This is a genomic window from Providencia sp. PROV261, assembly GCF_028477945.1.
In the GTDB taxonomy this organism is placed as follows: domain Bacteria; phylum Pseudomonadota; class Gammaproteobacteria; order Enterobacterales; family Enterobacteriaceae; genus Providencia; species Providencia stuartii.
In genome coordinates, this window is sequence record NZ_JAMPMC010000010.1 from 105,111 (window position 1) to 120,489 (window position 15,379).

A 15,379-nucleotide genomic window follows, 5' to 3' on the forward strand; every position below is an offset into this window, starting at 1 on the left:
TGCTATTCTGTAGCAATTGGCCTTTTGTTACTACCTTATTTTAAAAAATAATTTAAACTTACTGGTTAACACTACTAAATAACAGTAAAGTAGCGCCCTTTAAAATAAATCACTAAATATCTACTTTTTTTAAGGAGTCCTGCGTGATAAGCGTATTCGACATGTTTAAAGTGGGCATAGGTCCTTCAAGCTCTCATACCGTCGGCCCAATGAAGGCGGGAAAAGAATTTGTCGATGATTTGGTAAGCAAACAATTATTACCAAGCGTCACACGCATTGCGGTCGACGTTTATGGCTCTCTTTCACTCACTGGAAAAGGCCACCATACTGATATTGCAATCATTATGGGCCTTGCTGGCAATTTACCTGCTACTGTTGATATCGAATCTATTCCTAGCTTTATTGAAAACGTTGAAAAGACTGAAAAGCTACCCTTAGCTAACGGCACTCACACGGTAGATTTCCCACGGGAAGGTGGAATGAACTTCCGCCTAGATAATCTGCCTTTACATGAAAATGGTATGACTATCCATGCCTTTGCAGGCGAAGAAGAAATTTATACCAAAACTTACTACTCAATTGGTGGCGGTTTTATTGTTGATGAGGAACATTTTGGTCAATCTGTTCTGGATAGTAAACCCGTTTCCTACCCATTTAACTCAGCAGAAGAACTTTTGCTTCACTGCAAAAAAACAGGGTTATCCATCTCTAGCTTGATGATGAAGAATGAGCTTGACCTTCACACGAAAGAAGAGATCGATGCCTATTTTGCCGATGTGTGGAAAACCATGCAGGCTTGTATTGAACGCGGGTTAAATACCGAGGGTGTTCTACCGGGGCCACTGCGCGTACCTCGTCGTGCGCCAGCATTGAACCGTCTTGTCACATCATCAAGCAAACTGTCCAATGACCCGATGAATGTCGTTGATCTCATTAATATGTTTGCATTAGCGGTTAACGAAGAAAATGCGGCAGGTGGTCGCGTTGTTACTGCCCCAACCAACGGTGCCTGTGGTATCGTTCCTGCGGTTTTGGCTTATTACGACCACTGCATTGAGCCTGTTACGCCGGAATTATACACACGTTATTTCCTTGCGTCGGGGGCTATTGGTATTCTTTATAAAATGAATGCGTCTATCTCTGGTGCGGAAGTGGGTTGCCAAGGCGAAGTTGGTGTTGCTTGCTCAATGGCAGCGGCAGGTCTTGCTGAATTGTTTGGTGGTAGCCCTGAACAAGTTTGTGTTGCCGCTGAAATCGGTATGGAGCACAACCTTGGTTTAACCTGTGACCCTGTTGCAGGACAAGTTCAAGTACCTTGTATTGAGCGTAATGCGATTGCATCCGTCAAAGCCGTCAACGCAACGCGTATGGCACTCCGCCGTACGAGTGAGCCACGTGTTTCTCTCGATAAAGTGATAGAAACGATGTACGAGACGGGCAAAGACATGAATGCCAAATACCGCGAAACTTCTCGCGGAGGTTTAGCAATAAAAGTCCAATGTGACTAGGGTCTTTATTCACTAGTCATTAATTGAATCACTTCACCGATGCCGCGTATTTTACTTTGATTAAACACGCGGCATTTTTTATCAAGTATTGTTGATTATTATCTGACTTAATTGTTTAGGGTGATCTTTAATACGTCATTTTTCGCCTACTTGGCTTTTCTATTTTTAATTTGTAACAAAAACTTAATTAGATCGTTACTTAAATCCCTTGTTTACAAAACAAACGTTTTTCAGAACTTCCTACTGCTGAAACGTGTCATTTTTCGTCTATTTTTTGCTCAACATTTTAAATCCCTTACTCTTTTTGCTATTTTTTTGTTACCGATAACAGTCACATACACTGTTTTTGTCATATATATAGTTTATTTATTTAATAAAACCAATATACTCAGACAATATATGTATTTTATTTAAAATAAAATACATGTTTTTAATTTTCTGACGCAAAACAAGTTTTTACACTAATGCGAAATGTTATGCTACGGATATTGACTCTAATGGTTAGCAAATTAACAGTTTTCTAACTGAATAAAATAGAGTGAATTTATTCAGCTAAAATTATCAATATCATTTTCTATTAGGAGGTTTAATTAAGCTGATTTAATTTTGACCTGATTTACAAATTCCGTTCTATATCTGTTAAGAGGGAAATCAAGTGAGTATAGCTATTATGATTGGTACACACGGTGTGGCGGCAGAGCAGCTTCTACGAACCACCGAAATGTTGATAGGCGAGCAAGAAAATGTCTCGTTTATTGACTTTGTACCAGGGGAAAACGCAGACACCCTATTTGATAAGTACACAGCAAAACTAGCTGATTTAGATACCTCCCAGGGGGTAATATTTTTAGTTGATACATGGGGAGGTAGTCCCTTTAACGCAGCTAGCCGTATCGTAAACGAGCATGAAAACTATGAAATAGTCACTGGCGTTAATGTGCCTATGTTAGTTGAAACTTTTATGTGTCGTGACGATAACCCTTCAATAGACGAATTAATCTCCGTTGCTTTAGAAACAGGCCGTGGTGGTATTCGGGCACTGAAATTTAAAGAGCCAGAAGCCGCTGCTACTCCATCCCCAGCACCCGTTCAACAACCTGCTCCAGTACAAACAGTCACTGCTGGCCCTGGCGAACATATGGTGATTGCACTTGCGCGTATTGATGACCGATTAATCCATGGTCAAGTAGCTACACGCTGGACAAAAGAAACTCGCGTTAAACGCATTATTGTCGTCAGCGATGAGGTGGCAAAAGATCAGGTACGTTCAACATTACTAAAACAAGTTGCTCCTCCTGGCGTAACAGCACATGTCGTTGATATTGCTAAGTGTATTCGTGTTTATAACAACCCAAAATACGCAGGCGAACGCGTCATGTTATTGTTCACAAACCCAACGGATGTACAACGTTTGGTTGAAGCTGGTGTTGATATCACCTCTGTCAATATCGGTGGTATGGCGTTCCATGAAGGAAAAACTCAAGTTACGAATGCGGTTTCTATCAACCAAAAAGATATTGAAGCGTTCAACTATCTGAATGATAAAAATATTGAATTAGAAGTACGAAAAGTCGCTTCTGACAGCAAAGTTCAGATGATGGATTTGATTAAAAAATTTAAAAATTAGTCTTAGTTAAACCGTTAATATTATTTAATTTTAACCATTACTCGAAAACAGATTTACCAAACTTGTTTGGTTACAGGAGATTAAACAATGGAACTCACCGTTGTTCAAATAGTACTGGTTTTCATCGTGGCCTGTATCGCTGGTATGGGTTCTATTCTCGATGAATTCCAGTTCCATCGCCCACTCGTTGCCTGTACGCTTGTCGGTATCGTTTTGGGAGATATGAAAACCGGTATCATCATCGGTGGTACGCTGGAAATGATCGCATTAGGTTGGATGAACATTGGGGCTGCTGTCGCACCTGATGCCGCACTTGCATCAATTATTTCAACCATTCTGGTCATTGCTGGTGGACAAAATATCGGGGCTGGTATCGCCATCGCAATTCCACTAGCGGCGGCTGGACAAGTCCTTACCATTATTGTGCGTACCGTTACCGTTGCATTCCAACATGCTGCTGACCGTGCTGCCGTCAGTGGTAATTTAACCGCTATCAGTTGGATCCATGTTTCTGCATTATTACTTCAAGCAATGCGTATTGCGATCCCAGCGCTTATCGTTGCAGTTTCTGTTGGTACCTCTGAGGTAAGAGAACTACTGGATTCAATTCCACAGGTCGTTACTGATGGTCTGAACATTGCTGGTGGTATGATCGTTGTTGTCGGTTATGCAATGGTTATCAATATGATGCGTGCAGGCTATCTAATGCCATTCTTCTACTTAGGCTTTGTTACTGCGGCATTTACCGAATTTAACCTTGTTGCGCTGGGTGTGATCGGTGCGGTTATGGCTATCCTGTATATCCAACTCAGCCCGAAATACAATAAATCTCAAGTTGTTGTCGCACAAAATAATAGCAACAACAACCTTGATAATGAATTAGACTAGGAGGAGCGCAACCATGGTAGATACAACAAATCCAACAGCGAAAAAGCTTACACAAAGCGATATTCGCGGCGTCTTCTTGCGTTCTAACTTGTTACAAGGTTCTTGGAACTTTGAACGTATGCAAGCGCTGGGCTTCTGTTATTCAATGGTTCCGGTGATCCGTCGCCTGTATCCTGAAAATAACGATGAGCGTAAACAAGCAATCAAACGCCATCTTGAGTTCTTTAACACCCACCCTTACGTTGCTGCGCCTGTTTTAGGTGTCACCATGGCGATGGAAGAGCAACGTGCGAATGGTGCAGATATTGATGATGGTGCCATCAACGGTATTAAGGTGGGTTTAATGGGACCTCTTGCCGGGGTTGGTGACCCAATCTTCTGGGGTACTGTTCGTCCTGTATTTGCAGCCCTAGGCGCCGGTATTGCAATGACTGGTAACCTACTCGGCCCAATCCTCTTCTTTGTTCTATTCAACCTTGTTCGCCTATTAACGCTCTACTATGGCGTTGCGTATGGCTATAAAAAAGGGGTTGATATTGTTCAAGATATCGGTGGCGGATTCTTACAAAAACTGACTGAAGGTGCATCAATACTGGGGCTATTTGTTATGGGTGCCTTGGTGAATAAATGGACCAAGGTCAACATTCCCGTCGTTGTTTCCAATATTGAGAACCCAACAACAAAAGTTATGGAAATCAAAACCATTCAAGATATTTTGAATGATTTGATGCCTGGTTTAGTTCCATTATTACTAACTTTTGCATGTATGTGGCTACTTCGCCGTAAAGTTAACCCACTGTGGATCATCATTGGCTTCTTTGGCCTTGGTATCTTAGGTGCTTGGTTGAAGTTCTTAGCACCATAATTTGCTGTAATAAACTGAAATGGGAGGTTGCAGCCTCCCATTTTTACTTTTAAGCTCTCTAGCACGTTTACTTAGCCAAGGGCACTGAAAATGACCTTAAATGATTTCATACTAGCCATTATTATTTTACTGATGCTGCTGTATGCAATTTACGATGAGTTTATTCAACATTTACTTAAGGGAAAAACCCTACTCAAAATTAACCTCAGACGTAAACATCGTGTCGATGCAATTATCTTTATTGTCTTAATCTGTATCGTTATTTATACCAATATTTCACGACACGGTAGTATGTTAACCACTTATTTATTAATGGTTACAATTTTAATGTCAGTCTATTTGGCTTTTATTCGAGCACCAAAGCTATTTTTTAAACAAACAGGTTTTTATTTTGCAAACACATTTATATTGTACGACAGAATAAAAACAATGAATTTATCAGAAGACGGAATTCTAATTATCGGCTTAGAGCATAAGAAAATCCACATTCAAGTTTCTCAACTTGATGATTTACAAAGAATATATGAATTTTTCATTAATCATAAATAATGGTTATATATATTCACATTAAGATTGAGGTTAATAACAAATTTAATTAACCTCAATTTTTTTATTTCTGCAAATGAAAATTATTCTCAATGAGTTTTAATATCCACATAAAATTAAGTGTTGCCTTTCAATTAATTTATGATATCTTTCGAACCACGTCATTGGGGAGTAGCCTGTTCTGGAAATATATCCAGAATGTCCGTATCAACATACTCGTTTGTTTTTTAAACGTGGTGCGGACGCCATCTTGGTTGGCAAGACCATAGACACATGAATAAGCCTTTTGGTTGGGGGTAATTCATGTGTATATGGATGCACCCAACCGAGGTTTATATTATGAGCTTTTACGCTACGCTTATTTTAGCACTCGCCCTTTCCATGGACGCATTTGCTGTCGCTATCTGTAAAGGTGCTGTTCTGCACAAACCCCGCTTTAAAGAGATCCTCCGCACTGGTTTTATTTTCGGTATTATTGAAGCACTCACCCCAATTATAGGCTGGGGAATTGGTATTCTCGCAAGCCAATATGTTATTCGTTGGGATCATTGGATTGCTTTTGGCCTGCTCTTCATTCTTGGCTCTCGTATGATTTGGCAAGGTATTAAAGCCAAAAGCGATGATGACTGCTGCACACCGCCTTCACGCAACAGCTCTCTTAGCTTAGTACTTTCTGCTATTGCCACTAGTCTTGATGCAATGGCTATCGGACTTGGTCTTGCATTTTTACAAGTTGATATTGTGCATACCGCAATGACAATTGGCCTCATGACCATGATCATGGCCACGGTAGGTATGATGATTGGTCGTTATGTGGGGCCACTATTAGGAAAAAAAGCAGAAATTATCGGTGGGATAGTATTAATCGCTATTGGCTTTAATATCCTCTTCGAACATCTCGAAGTATTTATGTACAGCGCATAATTTATACCCCCCTACTGAACTGGTAGGGGGAGTAATCTCATTTTGTTAATCAATAAGTTGATACACCCGTATCAGAAAATCAGCCGTATAATCTTTTGGTTCTGACTGTTGTAATGTATTTTTAACATCCACAGAAGCTCGCCATGCAAAAGGGGTCATTTGTAATAATGCAAATGCTTCATCCCCTGTTAAGTGCATTGAGTACTTTAAATTGGTTTCATCCACTAATTTAAATTGCGGCAAGGCTTCTTCTTTAATTGGATGTAATTTAACCTCACTATAAATCAACTGTTTCAATTCCTGTAAGTGTTCAGGAGCCGGTGTTACAGTAATCAGTATTCCCGAACGTTGCAGAACTCTAGCTAATTCTTCCGCTTTGCAAGGTGCATAAATACGAACAATCGCATCAATACTTTGTTCAGGGAAAGGCAAACGGTGACTAGAGGCAACACAAAAATTGACTGATGGATAGCGTTTTGCTGCATAACGAATAGCGGCTTTTGATACATCTAACCCAAAAACAGCTTTAATTGCCCGCTGTTTTATTAAGCTTTGCATAAAATAGTCAGTGTAATACCCTTCTCCACAACCAATATCTAATACATTTTCACTCTGCTCAGAAAGGTATTGCGCTAATTTCTCAGTCACACATTGACGCATTGGATCATAATGACCTGCATTTAAAAATTGCCGCCGAGACTGCATCATTTCGGCACTGTCACCAGGATCCTTAGAACGCTTATGTTGTACTGGCAGTAAGTTCACATAACCTTCTTTTGCACGATCAAATTGATGGTTATTGGAACACTGCCAACTATTATTATTCAACTTTAAAGGACTAAAACACAGGGGGCATTGATAGCTCATAACAGGTATATCTTGATAAATAAAAAGCAGTATACCATATAGATTCAGCGCCACGGGCTGTATATTTCCCATGGCACTGAGACTGGATTGACATTAGTGGTGGCTCATTAACCTTTAGTAGAGTCTGGAGTCTTTTTCTTTACTGGTTGATTATGAGCTTTGCTGTTGCTCGATGAATGCGATTGGCTACTTTGCTGTGTTTTCACCGTAGGCGATGTTTTCCCCTCTTTTGCTGTACCTGCAGCGAGTGCCGAACCCGAAATGGCTAATGACAATACCGTCGCAATTGCTAATAACTTTTTCATTCTAAATACCTTCAAATTTATGTATACAAGGATGTTCTTGCGATATCAATAAATCATATTTTTTAAATACACTACAATAGGAAAAACTTAAAGATTTATAAATTTTTTATAGGTTATTTATGAGGTAATATTTATGCGATTTGTTGATGTTCTATTTACTTTATTAACAATGAGTCTAATGATAGAAAATTCCTTTTAGTGATAACTTTATTTTCTTTACCTATTCATTTTTATTAAAAAATAACATCAATTACTCATTGATTTATTTATCCAATAAAAACAATAAGATAACAAAAGGCGAGGCACTCATAAAAACCAATTGAATTTATTTATTGAGTAATATCATGATAAAGAAGCCATTTTACCGCTTCAAAGTAAATATAAAAAACCACATAACACAAATTACAACATTTTAAATTATCCGATAGGCAAAAAATCAAAAAAATCGTCATCTATTGGCTGTGAAATATCAATGAAAGCTCAACAAGGAGTCAATCTATTTTTTATTTTCCAAATTAGCTCTTTTTACATATAAAAACGATCGCTTGTTTTAATTGAGCGATCGTTTCATATTTATTAAGTATATTATTTGTTTAGATAGTTATTAATTGCATTAAAAACTAATGAGGCTTCTAACGGCTGCCCATCTTCTGCTGGATGAGCAACTGGCCATGTGGACCACTGAACAATGACTAGCTGCTCTTTTGGATTGACCACAATAATTTGCCCAAAAATTCCCAATGCCCACAATGTATTGTTCCCATCTAGGCCCTCTTTAGGTTGTGCATTTTGCATTTTTTGCGGAACGCTATTGTTCCACCATTCAAAGCCATAGATCCCTTCTGGGTAACTTGGATTCACCGAGTTTTTCGCTTGTACCCAGCTTTTAGACTCATTCACCCAATTATCCGGTAATGATTTGTGACCATCTGGCAAGACTCCATTCCCTGCAAAAAATAGCCCAAACTTACCCCAATCCTCTAACGTGGCATTAAAACCATGTGCCCCTGTATTATGTTTATTTAATTCATAGCTTTGCCATACCCCGTCGCTCGTCATACCAAAAGGTTGCCATATCTTATTTTCGAGATATTGTGCTATCGATACACCCGTTGCTTTTTCAAGTGTATCCCCTAATAACCACGCACCGCCTGAATTGTATTGCCACACTTCCCCAGCTTTTGCATAGGATTTTCGTTTAGGATTGATAACTAACTGTTGCACACACTCATAGATTTTCGGGTTTGCTTCACACTCGGTCATTTTGGCAAAATCTGAGTTTAGGTTTTCATAATCTTCCCCCCACTCAACCCCAGAGGTGTGTTGTAACAACTGCCTTATTGTCACATCTTCCCAAGCGGTTCCTTTAACACTTGGATTGTATTTAACTATGGCATCGTCTAATGAGGCTATTTTACCTTCCTGTAGTGCTATCCCAACTAGAGTTGAAACAACTGATTTTCCGACCGAACGCGAGGTCCATAACGTTTTTGGCGTGTTTCCTTTACCATAATATTCAAAGACGACTTTTCCCTGTTTTATCACCATTAATGCAGTAACATCATTACGCTTAATATAGTCATCAAGGTTATATGTCATCCCTTTCAATTGGTAAGTGACATCAACTAAGTTTTGAATTTCTCTTTCTAGCGGTTTGGGATTAATTGCATGGAATACATCTCCGGGGTAAGAGCGGTAATCATTACGAAAACCAAGCAATCGTTCATTTTGATCCCATGTCAGCATGTCTTTAACATTTGGGTAGTGACTATCAACAGGCTGAGGGCATTGCGATAAAGCAGGCACATGACATTCGTTGTCAGTTTGATTTGCATAACCATAGAGCGATGTAAAGAATAAAGCCGAGAATAAACATACATTTACTTTGTATTTTTTCATAGGGTGACCTTTTATAATAATAATAACAACTAGCTCTTTTTATTGTCATTAATATCTTAGCGTTGGATTTTATTATCGCTATCGACCAAAAAGACGAAGGGATACGGCTCTTTTATGGGATTACTTTTAATCTTCAGCAGTACTTTGGTGATTAAGTTGTTTATTAATCTGATTTCTGATTTGATAACACAGAAATTTATTATGTAACTGGGGGCTTAATGGAAATTAGACTCGCTGTACCATCTGAAGCCGAACAACTTTGGTTTATCAGAAATAACGCGATTCGTCACTCTTGTAAACAAAGCTTTAGCCATAGTGTGATTATGGCGTGGACGCCAGACAAAATGCCAGAAAGCTATCGAACTATGGTGGAAGAAAATCCATTTTTTGTGGTTGTTAATGAGCTTAATATTCCAATCGCCACAGGTTTCTTAAACCTTAAACAGCACAGTGTTGATGCTATTTTTACTTTACCTGAATATTCAGGTTTAGGCGCAGCCCGTTTAATTATGGACAGGATCAAACAAGAAGCTAAATTCCGTCATATCAAACAACTCACTTTAGAATCGACACCTAATGCCGAACGGTTTTATCAAAAGCAAGGGTTTATTTCTCAAAACAAAGGCCAATATTATTCTGCATTAGCTCAAAGCTATCTTCCTTGTATTAATATGACCTTATCGCTTTAGCAACCTATTTCAGCCGTTTAATGATGACTAAACGGCTTTATAATTTAAAAATCAGCAAATTCAGGAATGGCTTTTCTTCCATGTGATTCAAGAAAATCCAATACCCTGCGGGGAGTGACATTTAAGATCTGCTCTTGGGGAAAATCAATCGCGGTTAACATCTCAACCACTTTATCAAAATTACCTAAATATCCCGCATAATGTGAATCAGAGCCCAATGAAACCCAGCCACCCACTTCTTTCACTGCTTTAGCTATTGCCAGACAATTTGATTCACTGCCAACGCGAGAATGCAAAAATGATGAGTTATTCATTTCCAATGCGACATTACACTCTTTTGCTGCTTGAGCAACCGCACGAATATCAATCGGGTATTTAGGGTTCCCCGGATGCGTAATAATGTGTACTTTGCCGCTTTGAATTGTGGCAATCATCGCTTCTGTATTATCCGCCTGACTTTGTGGTGCAAGAACTGGTTCATGAAAGCCCGCTAAGATAATATCTAATTGCCTGTTCATTTTTTCATTACAGTCGATTTCACCTTGCTTATTTTTAATATTCGCTTCAATACCGTAGAGCAAACCAACGCCATTCACAATACGTGGCAAAATAGGCATATTGGCAAAATGCCACTGATGTGGAGCATCGTCCATTTCAGGGCCATGATCTGTAATGGCAAACAGTTTTATCCCTCTACGTGCTGCCTCGGAAAAATACTCATTAACCGTGCTATAGGCATGTGTGCTGGCAATAGTATGCGCATGCAAATCAACTTGATACATATGCTACCCTTCTAATTCTATTGTGTGCCTTCCGACACTATCAAATAATCAAATGATCATTCAAGCTAACATATCAAGATGTTATTACGATAGCGATGCCATAACTCATATTTTAATGGATACGCCAATATCAGCAGTGACACGCCTAAATAACAAATAAAAAGAGCGAATATCTACTCGCTCTCTTTTCCTACTGCAATGCTATCTTTAATCGACAAGAATACGTTTGTTGGTCGCTCCCCAAAGAATTGACATTTCAGTAAATAATGCTCCACTGATATCTTCAACCTCTTCGGCAGTGATTTCACCATTACCTTGTTTACCAAAGAAAACAACTTCATCTCCGGGTTGGACTTGCTTTAAGTCAGTCACATCGACCATCACGGTATTCATTGATGTCTTTCCTAATACAGGCACCGTTTGCCCATTAATTAATGCGTGCCCCGCATTGCTGAATACTCGGCGGTAGCCGTCAGCATAACCGACAGGAATATTAGCCAATACAGAGTCACGTTTTAGCGTATAGGTTCTGTCATAACCGACCGTGTTTCCTTTAGGGTAATGATTCACCGAGGCAATATTCGATTTTAATGTCATGACACGCTTATAGTCTTTCGTTGCTACCGTGTCACCATAGAAAATACCGCCAACACGCACCATATCAAGCCATGACTCAGGTACAGTGATGGTTGCATAGGTATTCGCCACATGCAAAATGACATCTTCACGCTTCAATCCAGTTACATCAAGGACTTGTTGTGACTGCTTTTTAAACTTCGCTAAATCTTTGCGGATTTGAGCCTCATCTTCTTCAGGATAATGCGACATGATGCCAACAACTTTTAGCTGAGGTAATTGAGCAATCATTTTTGCGTCATTGAGGCCTTGCGCATGACTCACTTCTAGCCCATTACGTGACATTCCCGCTGAATTCAACGCTAAATGGATTGGTATTACTTTATTTTGCTTTTTACCAATATCATTTAAACGCTGTGCCATATCGAGATTACCGATAAGCTCTTCAACGTCATAGGCTGTTGCTTGTGCCATTTCTTGTTCAGTGGCATTACGCACTCTCATCAAACGGCCTTTGAAACCTAACTCTCTGACTTGTTTAAATTCTTGATTATTTGTTAAGCCAATACATTGCACATTATTTTCAATCATCAGAGGCGTTACCAGCGTCAAATCATGACCATACGCATCCCCTTTCAATACAGCACAAAGCGATGACTTATCCCCCAGCAACGCCTGCACTTTTTTAATATTGAAATCGAGTGCACTACGAGAAATTTCTATCCAAGAATTATTCACAATAATGGGTTGGACTTGTGCGTCAGGGATCGCTTTGGTGTTGGTGTTTGCAGGTTGCTGGCAAGCTGTTGCGACCAATAGAGGAAGTAAAGCAAGATATCTCAACCGAAATGACATCTTTTATATCCTTAGTAATCAATGAAATAGATTCTCCAATAAATTATTTTTATAATTATGGAGAGTGAAAATATACATTTGATGCATATAGGATAGAAATAATATCAAGTTGAATATTTTGAACAAGCAATTAATGCAGTAAAAGTGAATAATTAATTATTTGATTAAGGGTGAATAATAACCAAGCCATTCAACAAAACAAACATAACCATTTGATAAATTTACATTAAAAAAGGTTTTCCTATCGGCATTAGCTAAAAGCACGTTTCTATGACGTGCATACAAACCCGATTAATCATGCTATTTATCAACATTATTTAGCCCATCATGGAAGTAACATATTTAGTCACTTCCATAAAGCGAGCTTTACATCTAGTTATTTTGACGAATTGACAATATTAGTTAACTTTGTCAACATCCAAATAAGATTATCTAATAGTGTCAAATTTGCATTAGCCTATATGGAGCGTGGATGTGCCAATAAAGATGCACCAAGAAGAAATTAATCAACGACAAACGCATATTTTACAATCTGCTCGTTGGTGCTTCTTAAATTTTGGATTTAAAAAAACCTCACTTGAGGATATTGCGAACAGAGCCCACCTTTCTCGTACACTGTTATACAAACATTTTAAAGATAAAGAGCAAATTTTTATCAACGTATTTGTTGAATGGTTGGTATCAAGGCAACCTAGCGCCAAAAAAGTGGCTCACTCACAACGCTCCTCACAAGAGCGTTTAATGCAAGTTAGCCAATTACTGATCCTCGAACCTTGGGCTGACAGGATAGGCGCACCGATGGGTGCAGAATTTTATGATATCTGTGAGCAGCTTGCCCCTAGTATTGTGCAGCAGCACCAGCAATTTATCCTGCAATGTGTTGCAGTCATTTTACAAGATGAGATGGCAGCAAAGGTCTTTTTATTGGCATTAAATGGCCAACTTGCAGATAACCCAACCACCACCGAATTATTTCAACGCACAAAAATACTCGTTGACTGTTTTACAGCTCCCGTTTCGATTTGTTAAAAAATCAGTCAATCACCATCATGTAGTAAGTTGTTTTCCATATTGAAATTAAGAGCGCGGGGCTTTTTTAGTGCTCATATATTAAGGAGAATTACATGAAAAAGAACCTATTCGGTGCCACCTCCACCGCTGATGACGTTTTAAATAACATCGATTTAAGTCATAAACGTATTCTCGTTACAGGAACTTCTTCTGGTCTTGGCGTTGAAATTGCTAGAGCATTAACCGCACGTGGCGCTCATGTTATTGGTACCGTTCGCCATACTGCTAAAAGTGAAAAGCAAGCTCACGCTATTCGTGGCGCTAACCCACAAGGCAGTTTCGAGCTCGTTGAATTAGATCTTTCATCTCTTGCCTCTGTACGCACATGCTCTGACAAACTACTCGCAGCCGGAAAACCAATTGATATTATCATTAATAACGCTGGTGTGATGGCGACACCATTTGGTCATACTGCCGATGGTTTTGAAACTCAGTTTGGTATTAACCACTTAGGTCATTTTGTACTTGTTAATCGCCTAATACCTTTATTAAATTCAGGCGCTCGTGTTATTAGCGTTTCCTCAGCAGGACACCGTTTATTCGATTTTGATATTAACGATCTTAATTTCTCCTATACTGACTATCAGCCACAACTTGCCTATAGTCGTTCAAAGACTGCCAACATTTTATTTGCTGTTGAATTTGACCGCCGTTATCGCAACCTGGGTATTCGCGCTTGCGCTATTCACCCCGGTAATATTGCTACTAACTTGAGCCGCAATATGTCAGCTGAAGATCAAGCCGAAATTGGCACCATGATCAATTCACTTAACCAGCAAGCCGGTTTATCCAGTTTAGAAACTAAAACAATCCCACAAGGTGCAGCAACCACCGTATGGGCTGCTGCCGTCGCTGATGCGGATGAAATTGGTGGTCAATATTGCGAAGATTGCCAAGTTGCACAAGTTAATGATGGACCGGGTTTTTTCGGTCTTCGCACTTATGCTATCGACCCACAACTTGCCAAAGCATTATGGCTAAAAAGCGAACAAATGGTTGGTGAAGCATTTCCTCAGAATAGTTCACTGCCGATAACTTAATTACCCCTTTGCACGGTAAAAGTTATCTAGTCCATCCGCCCCTTTTCAATTAAGGGGCTTTCAAGCATGTTTGCCTTTACGCGGTTTATCAACAACAAATAAACTAATTTTTATAAAGTTCCATTTTAGTTACTTTAAATGAGTATTTTTATGCTAAAGCTCTTTTTTGGTTACACTACCAGCAACCTTTACTTAATAAAAATAAAGTACCATAATAGTTACATTATCAGTTATTTTTGCATTTAAAGTCACCAAATAGGGTCTTTATATGAATAATAAAATAAGTGCTATTGCACTTGCAGAGCAACTTGGAGAACGATTAAAACAGGCTCGCTTGAATCAAAACCTAACGCAATCTGAGGTCGCAGAATTTGCTGGTGTCGCACGTAAAACAGTTATCAATGCTGAGAAAGGTAAAGCGCAACTAGAAATTTTTATCGCTATCATGCAGGCTTTAAATTTAACGGAGCAACTTGATTTATTTTTACCTGCACAACCTATTTCACCTATACAACTAGCTAAATTACAAGGAAAAAAGCGCCAAAGAGCATCTGGTCAGCGACAAGAGAATGAAGAGGAGCACATTGAATGGTAATGGAAGTTATCATAATCAAACCATCGGTGCACTCAGTTTTGATACAGAGAGAAAGATTGGTGCTTTTGAATATGAACCCAGTTTTCTCAAAAAAGGGATTGAACTATCCCCTTTAAAAATGCCTTTGTCTTCAACAATATTTCGCTTCCCAGAATTAGACTTTAACACCTTTAAAGGCTTTTCTGGTTTAATCGCAGACTCCCTACCCGATGACTTCGGTAATGCAGTCATCGATGAAACGATTGAACATGTCTCGAAATGGCCAACGTTAGCAAAGGAATGGGATGTGCCAAAGTCATTAATCGACGAGGTAAACGCGAATTTAAGGTTGAACATTTAATA

Annotated in this window: 16 protein-coding genes and 1 riboswitch; of the genes, 11 read left to right on the top strand and 5 right to left on the bottom strand. The window is 39.1% G+C overall.

Features of this window, described 5'->3' with window-relative positions:
* Nucleotides 1–143 precede the first annotated feature (143 nt).
* The 6 genes from PR675_RS06400 (at nt 144) to mntP (ending at nt 6,358) form a co-directional block, all read left to right on the top strand.
* A complete protein-coding gene (locus tag PR675_RS06400) occupies nt 144–1,508 on the top strand; it encodes an L-serine ammonia-lyase (protein WP_036940434.1) in 1,365 nt (454 codons plus the stop codon).
* Nucleotides 1,509–2,163: 655 nt separating this feature from the next.
* Nucleotides 2,164–3,135, top strand: coding sequence for a PTS mannose transporter subunit IIAB (gene manX / locus PR675_RS06405; RefSeq protein WP_204282976.1), 972 nt, complete (start codon nt 2,164–2,166; stop codon nt 3,133–3,135).
* Nucleotides 3,136–3,222: 87 nt separating this feature from the next.
* On the top strand, nt 3,223–4,023 hold the full coding sequence (locus PR675_RS06410) for a PTS mannose/fructose/sorbose transporter subunit IIC (protein ID WP_004920443.1): 801 nt from the start codon (nt 3,223–3,225) through the stop codon (nt 4,021–4,023).
* A 13-nt stretch (nt 4,024–4,036) separates the two neighbouring features.
* A complete protein-coding gene (locus tag PR675_RS06415) occupies nt 4,037–4,888 on the top strand; it encodes a PTS mannose transporter subunit IID (RefSeq protein ID WP_004920447.1) in 852 nt (283 codons plus the stop codon).
* Nucleotides 4,889–4,978: 90 nt separating this feature from the next.
* Nucleotides 4,979–5,437, top strand: coding sequence for a DUF986 family protein (locus PR675_RS06420; RefSeq protein WP_004920450.1), 459 nt, complete (start codon nt 4,979–4,981; stop codon nt 5,435–5,437).
* Between the two features lie 151 nt (nt 5,438–5,588).
* Nucleotides 5,589–5,767, top strand: a riboswitch (yybP-ykoY riboswitch).
* 6 nt (nt 5,768–5,773) lie between these two features.
* Complete coding sequence (mntP, locus tag PR675_RS06425; RefSeq protein WP_014656091.1) at nt 5,774–6,358, top strand: manganese efflux pump MntP; 585 nt, start codon at nt 5,774–5,776, stop codon at nt 6,356–6,358.
* Nucleotides 6,359–6,403: 45 nt separating this feature from the next.
* Here the strand turns inward: mntP and rlmA are convergent, their stop codons facing one another.
* The 3 genes from rlmA to PR675_RS06440 form a co-directional block, all read right to left on the bottom strand.
* A complete protein-coding gene (gene rlmA, locus PR675_RS06430) occupies nt 6,404–7,225 on the bottom strand; it encodes a 23S rRNA (guanine(745)-N(1))-methyltransferase (RefSeq protein ID WP_040133482.1) in 822 nt (273 codons plus the stop codon).
* Between the two features lie 107 nt (nt 7,226–7,332).
* Complete coding sequence (locus PR675_RS06435) at nt 7,333–7,530, bottom strand: hypothetical protein (RefSeq protein ID WP_004920458.1); 198 nt, start codon at nt 7,528–7,530, stop codon at nt 7,333–7,335.
* A gap of 585 nt (nt 7,531–8,115) precedes the next feature.
* Entirely contained in the window at nt 8,116–9,429 is a 1,314-nt protein-coding gene (locus PR675_RS06440) for a serine hydrolase domain-containing protein (RefSeq protein WP_004920462.1), read from the bottom strand.
* Between the two features lie 218 nt (nt 9,430–9,647).
* On the opposite strand from PR675_RS06440, the gene PR675_RS06445 reads away from it, so the two are divergent.
* On the top strand, nt 9,648–10,118 hold the full coding sequence (locus tag PR675_RS06445; protein ID WP_004920466.1) for a GNAT family N-acetyltransferase: 471 nt from the start codon (nt 9,648–9,650) through the stop codon (nt 10,116–10,118).
* A gap of 44 nt (nt 10,119–10,162) precedes the next feature.
* Here the strand turns inward: PR675_RS06445 and PR675_RS06450 are convergent, their stop codons facing one another.
* Complete coding sequence (locus PR675_RS06450) at nt 10,163–10,900, bottom strand: phosphatase (protein ID WP_004920468.1); 738 nt, start codon at nt 10,898–10,900, stop codon at nt 10,163–10,165.
* 207 nt (nt 10,901–11,107) lie between these two features.
* Nucleotides 11,108–12,331 carry an alanine racemase gene (gene alr / locus PR675_RS06455; protein WP_004920471.1) on the bottom strand — a complete coding sequence of 408 codons (1,224 nt, stop codon included), beginning with the start codon at nt 12,329–12,331 and terminating at the stop codon, nt 11,108–11,110.
* 474 nt (nt 12,332–12,805) lie between these two features.
* On the opposite strand from alr, the gene PR675_RS06460 reads away from it, so the two are divergent.
* The 4 genes from PR675_RS06460 (at nt 12,806) to PR675_RS06475 (ending at nt 15,377) form a co-directional block, all read left to right on the top strand.
* Nucleotides 12,806–13,360 carry a TetR/AcrR family transcriptional regulator gene (locus tag PR675_RS06460; protein ID WP_223854793.1) on the top strand — a complete coding sequence of 185 codons (555 nt, stop codon included), beginning with the start codon at nt 12,806–12,808 and terminating at the stop codon, nt 13,358–13,360.
* Between the two features lie 95 nt (nt 13,361–13,455).
* The gene (locus PR675_RS06465) at nt 13,456–14,442 is read left to right on the top strand and encodes an SDR family NAD(P)-dependent oxidoreductase (RefSeq protein ID WP_060561057.1); all 987 of its coding nucleotides are present in this window, start codon (nt 13,456–13,458) and stop codon (nt 14,440–14,442) included.
* A 268-nt stretch (nt 14,443–14,710) separates the two neighbouring features.
* Nucleotides 14,711–15,037, top strand: a complete 327-nt coding sequence (locus PR675_RS06470) for a helix-turn-helix transcriptional regulator (protein WP_004920481.1) — start codon at nt 14,711–14,713, stop codon at nt 15,035–15,037.
* Nucleotides 15,012–15,377, top strand: coding sequence for a HipA N-terminal domain-containing protein (locus PR675_RS06475; protein ID WP_060561058.1), 366 nt, complete (start codon nt 15,012–15,014; stop codon nt 15,375–15,377). Before PR675_RS06470 ends, PR675_RS06475 begins: the two co-directional genes overlap by 26 nt.
* Nucleotides 15,378–15,379: the final 2 nt, after the last annotated feature.

Coding starts and splice junctions, on each gene's coding strand:
- PR675_RS06420 (WP_004920450.1), top strand. CDS start 4,979: ATGACCTTAAATGATTTCATACTAGCCATTATTATTTTACTGATGCTG.
- mntP (WP_014656091.1), top strand. CDS start 5,774: ATGAGCTTTTACGCTACGCTTATTTTAGCACTCGCCCTTTCCATGGAC.
- PR675_RS06415 (WP_004920447.1), top strand. CDS start 4,037: ATGGTAGATACAACAAATCCAACAGCGAAAAAGCTTACACAAAGCGAT.
- PR675_RS06475 (WP_060561058.1), top strand. CDS start 15,012: ATGAAGAGGAGCACATTGAATGGTAATGGAAGTTATCATAATCAAACC.
- PR675_RS06410 (WP_004920443.1), top strand. CDS start 3,223: ATGGAACTCACCGTTGTTCAAATAGTACTGGTTTTCATCGTGGCCTGT.
- PR675_RS06440 (WP_004920462.1), bottom strand. CDS start 9,429: ATGAAAAAATACAAAGTAAATGTATGTTTATTCTCGGCTTTATTCTTT.
- alr (WP_004920471.1), bottom strand. CDS start 12,331: ATGTCATTTCGGTTGAGATATCTTGCTTTACTTCCTCTATTGGTCGCA.
- PR675_RS06470 (WP_004920481.1), top strand. CDS start 14,711: ATGAATAATAAAATAAGTGCTATTGCACTTGCAGAGCAACTTGGAGAA.
- PR675_RS06435 (WP_004920458.1), bottom strand. CDS start 7,530: ATGAAAAAGTTATTAGCAATTGCGACGGTATTGTCATTAGCCATTTCG.
- rlmA (WP_040133482.1), bottom strand. CDS start 7,225: ATGAGCTATCAATGCCCCCTGTGTTTTAGTCCTTTAAAGTTGAATAAT.
- PR675_RS06445 (WP_004920466.1), top strand. CDS start 9,648: ATGGAAATTAGACTCGCTGTACCATCTGAAGCCGAACAACTTTGGTTT.
- PR675_RS06465 (WP_060561057.1), top strand. CDS start 13,456: ATGAAAAAGAACCTATTCGGTGCCACCTCCACCGCTGATGACGTTTTA.
- PR675_RS06450 (WP_004920468.1), bottom strand. CDS start 10,900: ATGTATCAAGTTGATTTGCATGCGCATACTATTGCCAGCACACATGCC.